Origin of the sequence: Pseudonocardia sp. KRD291 (assembly GCF_019263595.1) — a bacterium.
Taxonomy (GTDB): domain Bacteria; phylum Actinomycetota; class Actinomycetes; order Mycobacteriales; family Pseudonocardiaceae; genus Pseudonocardia.
Map to the genome: position 1 here is coordinate 1 of NZ_JADQDD010000322.1, position 6,531 is coordinate 6,531.

Below are 6,531 nucleotides of genomic sequence, written 5' to 3' on the forward strand. Positions count from 1 at the left end.
CGTGGTGGGTGAGGCGGGTCCGGGTGGAGGCGACACCGGTGGCGGTGCCGGGACGGTCCGTCCACCCCCGTCCGCGCCACCGGCCGCGGCGACGGCCGGCGGGGCCGAGGTCTGGGCCGTCCCGCCCGGAGCGGAGACACCGGACGGCGGCGGCGCGTCGTTCGCGGGGTGCGGCGCCGCGGCGGCGGCCTCCGTGGTGAACCTGTTGTCGGCGGTCTCGGTCCGAACCTGGTGCATCTGCAGCGCTCGGTTGGCGGCGGCGTCGTTCGCCTGGTTCCTCTCGCCGATCGAGACGTGGTCCTCGCCGCTTCCCCACAGCGACTGCCACCCCTCGCTGATGTTGTCCCCGGCGCGCTGCACCCAGCTGTACTGCGCCGGATCGACGAACGCGATCTGGTTGCGCATGTGCTCGTAGGAACGTCCGTAGTCGAGCAGCCGATCTGCGCCGTTGGTGGTGACGACGGTGGTTTCGGAAGCGCTGTCGGCGGACCGGGCCAGCGAGTTCTGCGCGGCGGTCGCTGCCGGCCCGGACCATCCGACGCCAAGATTCTGCATGCTTGTATGTGCGTTCCCGGATGCGCTCGACAGTGCCCCACCGAGCCCGCGCAGGCCATCCGACGCCGGAACGACGGCTTCCATCCCCGGGCTGCCGTTGACCCATCCGAACTTCGTGGCGAGGTAGAAACCGGCGAAGGTGTGGCATCGAGACAACGGCACTGTTCTATCCCTTCGTCGGTCGTTTCCGCTTCGTCAGCTCTGCGCGGCGACGAGGTTCCGCATCACGCTGTGGGCCAGGGCGTTCGCGCGGGAACATGCTTCTGCGAGCGCCTCGGGCGAACCGGAGGCTCGGGTATCGCTCGACTGGACCTGCACCCGTACGGCCTGTTCCTCCCCGACGTCAATGGTCAGCTGGCAGGCCGGAGGAATCCCGGGGCCCTGGTAGTCCGCGGGCACGTTCTCGACCGCACCGAAGCCGTTGACCGTCCGAACTGTCGAGCCCGGTACCGAGAGCGCTGCGCCGGCGGCAGTGGGGATCGTCTGGACGTTGTAGCCGTACCCGTCGTCGAAGTTCCGCCACCCGCACGTCCGGGACGGGGCGCCGATGCCGACGTCCGACTCGCCGGCAGTTCCTCGCTCGACACCCAGCCGTCTCCGATCGGTGTCGGTGATGACGGAGCACGGGTCGATGTCGGCTGTCCGGAGTTCTGCCGGGCGGGGAGGAAACGGGCTCGGTGCCGTACTCGACGGGCCCGAGCACCCCGCCACGGCGATCGCCGCGAGCGTCGCGATCGCCGTGACCCAGGCGCGGTTTCCTCCGTACCCCGTCATGGCGAGGCCTCGAACTTCGCGAACGACCGCGCGATCTCTTCCTCGGTGTAGCCGTACCGTTCGGCCGTCGCGGTCAGCTGTTCGGTCGCGTCGCGCAGTTCGTCGAGGTGCGCCCAGTGGAGCTCGAGCACCTTCGCGATCTTGCTGTTGAAGAGGGGCGTCGCCTCGGCCGAGATCGGATCGCCGCCGCAGGCCCTCACGTGAGAACCGAGGGTCGCCGACTGCAGGGCGTCCTGCATCTCTCTGACCTGCTGCTGGATCACGTTGCGGACCTGCAGCACGTTGTCCCGGTTCACCTGCGTCATCAGGCTGTCCGACGCGCGCGCTGAAGGTTCGGTGGCCACGGTTCGGGAGGGTAGTGCGCAACACACGGGCAGGGGCCCGTTTCGGACGGGTCGTTCACGCGCGTGACGTCCGCGGCGGCCGTCGTCGCTGGTGAGGTGCGTGTTCGGAAAGAGTTGAGTCGGGCGGGAACAACTCTGCATGCCCGCCCGTTGGTTCGGGTACGAGCAAGTTGAGCAGGGCATGCTCAAGGACGATGTGATCGTCGCTCCCCGTCCTGGTACAACTTGAGTCGAGCACGCTCAGACCTGAAGTACGCAAGATGAAAAACGGAGGCAGTCACCATGGCTCGTACGGTCGGTATCGACCTCGGGACCACCAACTCCGTCGTCGCTGTCCTCGAGGGTGGCGAGCCGACGGTGATCGCGAACTCGGAGGGGTCCCGCACGACCCCCTCGGTGGTCGCGTTCGCACGCAACGGTGAGGTACTGGTCGGTCAGTCGGCCAAGAACCAGGCCGTCACGAACTCCGACCGCACGTTCCGCTCCGTGAAGCGGCACATCGGCACGGACTGGAAGACGTCGGACATCGACGGCAAGACCTACGGCCCGCAGGAGATCAGCTCCCGCGTGCTGCAGAAGCTCAAGCGCGACGCCGAGGCCTACCTGGGCGACGAGGTCACCGACGCGGTCATCACCGTGCCGGCCTACTTCGAGGACGCCCAGCGCCAGGCGACCAAGGAGGCCGGGCAGATCGCCGGTCTCAACGTGCTCCGGATCGTCAACGAGCCGACCGCGGCCGCTCTGGCCTACGGCCTGGACAAGGGCGACAAGGAGCAGACCATCCTGGTCTTCGACCTCGGTGGCGGCACGTTCGACGTCTCGCTGCTGGAGATCGCGGAGGGGGTCGTCGAGGTCAAGGCGACCAACGGCGACAACCACCTCGGCGGCGACGACTGGGACGAGCGGATCGTCACCTGGCTCGTGGACAAGTTCAAGTCCGCCCAGGGTATCGACCTGACCAAGGACAAGATGGCGATGCAGCGGCTGCGCGAGGCCGCGGAGAAGGCGAAGATCGAGCTGTCCAGCTCGTCCTCGGCCGGCATCAACCTGCCCTACATCACGGTCGACTCGGACAAGAACCCGCTGTTCATGGACGAGACGCTGTCCCGCGCGGAGTTCCAGAAGATCACCTCGGACCTGCTCGAGCGGACCCGTAACCCGTTCAACCAGGTCGTCAAGGACGCCGGCATCCCGGTCGGCTCGATCGACCACGTCGTGCTCGTGGGTGGTTCCACCCGGATGCCCGCCGTGACCGAGCTGGTCAAGGAGCTCACCGGCGGCAAGGAGCCCAACAAGGGCGTCAACCCGGACGAGGTCGTCGCCGCGGGCGCCGCGCTGCAGGCCGGTGTCCTCCGCGGTGAGGTCAAGGACGTCCTGCTCCTCGACGTCACCCCGCTGTCCCTGGGCATCGAGACCAAGGGCGGCGTGATGACCAAGCTGATCGAGAAGAACACCACGATCCCGACCAAGCGCTCCGAGGTCTTCACCACGGCCGACGACAACCAGCCGTCGGTGCAGATCCAGGTGTTCCAGGGCGAGCGCGAGATCGCCGCGTACAACAAGAAGCTCGGCATGTTCGAGCTGACCGGCCTCCCGCCGGCCCCGCGTGGCGTGCCGCAGATCGAGGTGTCGTTCGACATCGACGCCAACGGCATCGTCAACGTGTCCGCCAAGGACACGGGCACCGGCAAGAGCCAGGAGATGACGATCACCGGCGGGTCCAGCCTCGGCAAGGACGAGATCGACCGGATGGTTCAGGAGGCCGAGGCGCACGCGGACGAGGACCGCAAGCGCCGCGAGGACGTCGAGACCCGCAACCAGGCCGAGACGCTCGTGTTCCAGACGGAGAAGTTCGTCAAGGAGAACGACGAGAAGCTTCCGTCCGAGGTCAAGGACTCGGTGAACGCCGCACTCGGGGAGACCCAGGAGGCGCTCAAGGGCACCGACAACGACGCCATCAAGGCGTCGGTGGAGAAGCTCGCCACCGAGTCCCAGAAGATGGGTTCGGCGCTCTACGCCCAGCCCGGCGCCGAGGGCGCTGCCCCGGGCGCCGAGGGTGACGCCGGTGCCGCCGGCGCGGGTGACTCCGGCCAGGACGACGTGGTCGACGCCGAGATCGTGGACGACGACGACAAGGACAAGGGCACCAAGTGAGCACCGGCGACCTTCCCCAGGACAGGACGGTCGGCAGCGATGCGAAGCACGGCAAGCAGCAGGACGAGCCGGTCACGATCCGGGACCGCCGCAGGGTGGACCCGGTGACCGGTGAGGCACGGTCCGAGGACACCGGCGACGGTGTCGCGGCCGACGCCGCCGAGGCCGGGAGCGAGTCCGCTCCCGGCCCGGCGGCCGGCCCCGGGGACGGTGCCGACCCCGAGGTGGAGAAGCTCACGGCCGAGGTCGCCGAGCGCACCGCGGACCTGCAGCGCGTCTCCGCGGAGTACGCGAACTACCGGCGCCGGGCCGACCGGGACCGCGAGGGCACGCTGCTCTCGGCCAAGGTCTCGTTCGTCTCCGACCTGCTCACCGTGCTCGACGACTTCGAGCGGGCCGAGCAGCACGGTGACCTCACCGGTGCCTTCAAGTCGGCGGCGGACAAGGTCGTCGGGGTGGTGAACAAGCTCGGTCTGGAGCCGTTCGGCATCGAGGGCGAGCTGTTCGACCCGGCCGTGCACGAGGCCGTCCAGCACGAACCGGCCGAGGCGAGCGGGCCGACCGTCACGGTGCTGACCGCCGTGCTGCGCCGCGGTTACCGGATCTCCGACCGGGTGCTGCGCCCGGCCATGGTCACGGTGCAGGACCGCGCGGAGAACGACGTCGCGCCCGAGGTCGTCGCCGAGGCGGCCGAGCCGTCGACCGACCCCGGGGCGGAGCCCGCGGACGGCGGGCCCGGCGCGGGCGAACCGCAGAACCCGGTCTGAGGCCGGGGCCGATCGACGTGGACGCGCGGCTCCGGTCCGGCAGACGCCGGGCCGGAGCTGACGCCGGAGAGGAGGCGGGATGACCCAGCGCGACTGGATCGAGAAGGACTACTACCGCGAGCTGGGTGTCTCGAAGACGGCGTCCGCGGACGAGATCAAGAAGGCGTACCGCAAGCTCGCCCGCGAGCTGCACCCCGACGCCAACCCGGGCGACGCCAAGGCCGAGGCCCGGTTCAAGACCGTCTCCGAGGCCTACGGGGTGCTCGCGGACAAGGACAAGCGCAAGGAGTACGACGAGACCCGCGACATGTTCGCCGGTGGCGGCGGCTTCGGCGGCGGTGGGTTCCCCGGTGGCGGAGGGTTCCCGCGTGGCGGCGCCGGGGGCGGGCCGCAGAGCTTCGACCTCGGTGACCTGTTCGGCCAGGCCGGTGGCCGCGGCGGCGCCGGCGGTGCGACCGACATCAACGACCTGCTCGGCGGGATCTTCGGCCAGGCCGGGCGCGGTGGTGGCGGGGCGAGCGCCCCGCGCGGTCAGCGCGGCGCGGACGTCGAGAGCGAGGTCCGGATCTCGTTCGAGGACGCGGTGCGCGGCGCGACGCTGCCGATCCGCCTGTCCTCCCCCGGTCGTTGCGAGCGTTGCGGCGGCACCGGGTCCAAGCCCGGGACGACGCCGCGGAACTGCCCGACCTGCAACGGCGTCGGGCTGGTCAGCCGCAGCCAGGGGTCGTTCGCGTTCTCCGAGCCGTGCCGCGACTGCCGCGGCACCGGCCGGATCATCGACGACCCGTGCCCGGAGTGCCGCGGCGAGGGCATCAGCTCCCGTACCCGGTCGCTGACCGTGCGGGTGCCGGCCGGCGTCGACGACGGGCAGAAGGTCCGTCTCGCAGGCCAGGGCGAGCCCGGACGCGGCGGCGCACCCGCGGGTGATCTCTACGTACTGGTCCGCGTGACCCCGCACAAGGTGCTGGGCCGTTCGCCGAAGAACCCCGACGACCTCGTCGTCACCGTTCCGGTGACCTTCCCCGAGCTCGCGATGGGTGCGACCCTGACCGTGCCGACATTGGACGCGACGGTGTCGCTGAAGATCCCGGCCGGCACCACCAGCGGCCGCACCCTGCGGGTGCGCGGGCGCGGGGTGGAGCGCAAGAACGGCAAGAAGGGTGACCTGCTCGTCACGGTCGAGGTGGCCGTCCCGCAGAAGCTGGACGACGCGGCGACCGAGGCGCTGCAGGCCTACGCCGAGGCGACGAAGTCGTTCGACCCCCGGGCCGACCTGCTCGGGAACGCTGGGAGGTGACGGCGGTGGCGGCACGACGGGGACACGGCGTCGGCGACGGCCCGCGCCCGACCGAGACCGGGCTCCCTCCCGGTGCCGGCGCGGACAGCCCGGTGTTCGTGATCTCCGTGGCCGCCGAACTCGCCGGGCTGCACGCCCAGACGCTGCGCAGCTACGACCGTCTCGGGCTGGTCAGCCCGGGCCGCTCGGCCGGCGGCGGGCGCCGCTACTCCGCCCGCGACATCGCCCTGCTCCGCGAGGTGCAGCGCCTGTCCCAGGACGAGGGCGTCAACCTCGCCGGGGTGAAGCGGATCATCGAGCTGGAGCAGATGGTCGGTGAGCTGCGTGAGCGTCTCGAGGAGCTCACCGCCGAGCTGTCCGCCGCGCAGACGGCCGGCCACCAGGCCGCGGCCGCGGTGCACCGGTCCTACCGCCGTGACCTGGTCCCGGTCGACCGCCGCTCCGCCCTGGTCGTCTGGCACCCCGACCGCAAGGACTGACCCCACTCGAATGAGCGGAGCTCTCGTCGCACAGGCTGCGACGAGAGCTCCGCTCATTCATGCGCAGGCGCGCGCCGGGGCGACTCGGGCCGTAGCGGCGGGCACTTTCGTCGGAACCTTTGCGACGAGGGTGTCGCTCGTTGGCCGGGCGGGGTCCCACC

General features: G+C 70.5%; 6 protein-coding genes and 1 pseudogene. 4 read left to right on the plus strand and 3 right to left on the minus strand.

Translation table 11 applies throughout. From position 1 onward, the window contains the following. The 3 genes and pseudogenes from I4I78_RS28380 to I4I78_RS28390 form a co-directional block, all read right to left on the minus strand. Positions 1 to 555: pseudogene (locus tag I4I78_RS28380) on the minus strand (hypothetical protein); the annotation flags it as partial. 195 nt (positions 556 to 750) lie between these two features. Beyond that, on the minus strand, positions 751 to 1,329 hold the full coding sequence (locus tag I4I78_RS28385; RefSeq protein WP_218614575.1) for a DUF3558 domain-containing protein: 579 nt from the start codon (positions 1,327 to 1,329) through the stop codon (positions 751 to 753). Further along, positions 1,326 to 1,673, minus strand: a complete 348-nt coding sequence (locus I4I78_RS28390; RefSeq protein WP_218614576.1) for a PE domain-containing protein — start codon at positions 1,671 to 1,673, stop codon at positions 1,326 to 1,328. The genes I4I78_RS28385 and I4I78_RS28390 overlap by 4 nt, the downstream gene beginning before the upstream one ends. A 282-nt stretch (positions 1,674 to 1,955) precedes the next feature. Between I4I78_RS28390 and dnaK the strand changes: the two genes are divergently transcribed. From dnaK to I4I78_RS28410, 4 genes are all read left to right on the plus strand, one after another. Then, positions 1,956 to 3,827, plus strand: a complete 1,872-nt coding sequence (gene dnaK / locus I4I78_RS28395) for a molecular chaperone DnaK (RefSeq protein WP_218614577.1) — start codon at positions 1,956 to 1,958, stop codon at positions 3,825 to 3,827. Continuing rightward, positions 3,824 to 4,594: a nucleotide exchange factor GrpE gene (gene grpE / locus I4I78_RS28400; protein ID WP_218614578.1), complete on the plus strand. Its 771-nt coding sequence runs from the start codon at positions 3,824 to 3,826 to the stop codon at positions 4,592 to 4,594. The genes dnaK and grpE overlap by 4 nt, the downstream gene beginning before the upstream one ends. A 79-nt stretch (positions 4,595 to 4,673) precedes the next feature. Then, a complete protein-coding gene (gene dnaJ, locus I4I78_RS28405; RefSeq protein ID WP_218614579.1) occupies positions 4,674 to 5,891 on the plus strand; it encodes a molecular chaperone DnaJ in 1,218 nt (405 codons plus the stop codon). A gap of 5 nt (positions 5,892 to 5,896) precedes the next feature. Then, on the plus strand, positions 5,897 to 6,370 hold the full coding sequence (locus tag I4I78_RS28410; RefSeq protein ID WP_308252417.1) for a heat shock protein transcriptional repressor HspR: 474 nt from the start codon (positions 5,897 to 5,899) through the stop codon (positions 6,368 to 6,370). Positions 6,371 to 6,531: the final 161 nt, after the last annotated feature.

Bases quoted from the DNA above. Each gene is read 5' to 3' on its own strand.
- dnaJ (WP_218614579.1), top strand. From the start codon at position 4,674: ATGACCCAGCGCGACTGGATCGAGAAGGACTACTACCGCGAGCTGGGT.
- I4I78_RS28385 (WP_218614575.1), bottom strand. From the start codon at position 1,329: ATGACGGGGTACGGAGGAAACCGCGCCTGGGTCACGGCGATCGCGACG.
- dnaK (WP_218614577.1), top strand. From the start codon at position 1,956: ATGGCTCGTACGGTCGGTATCGACCTCGGGACCACCAACTCCGTCGTC.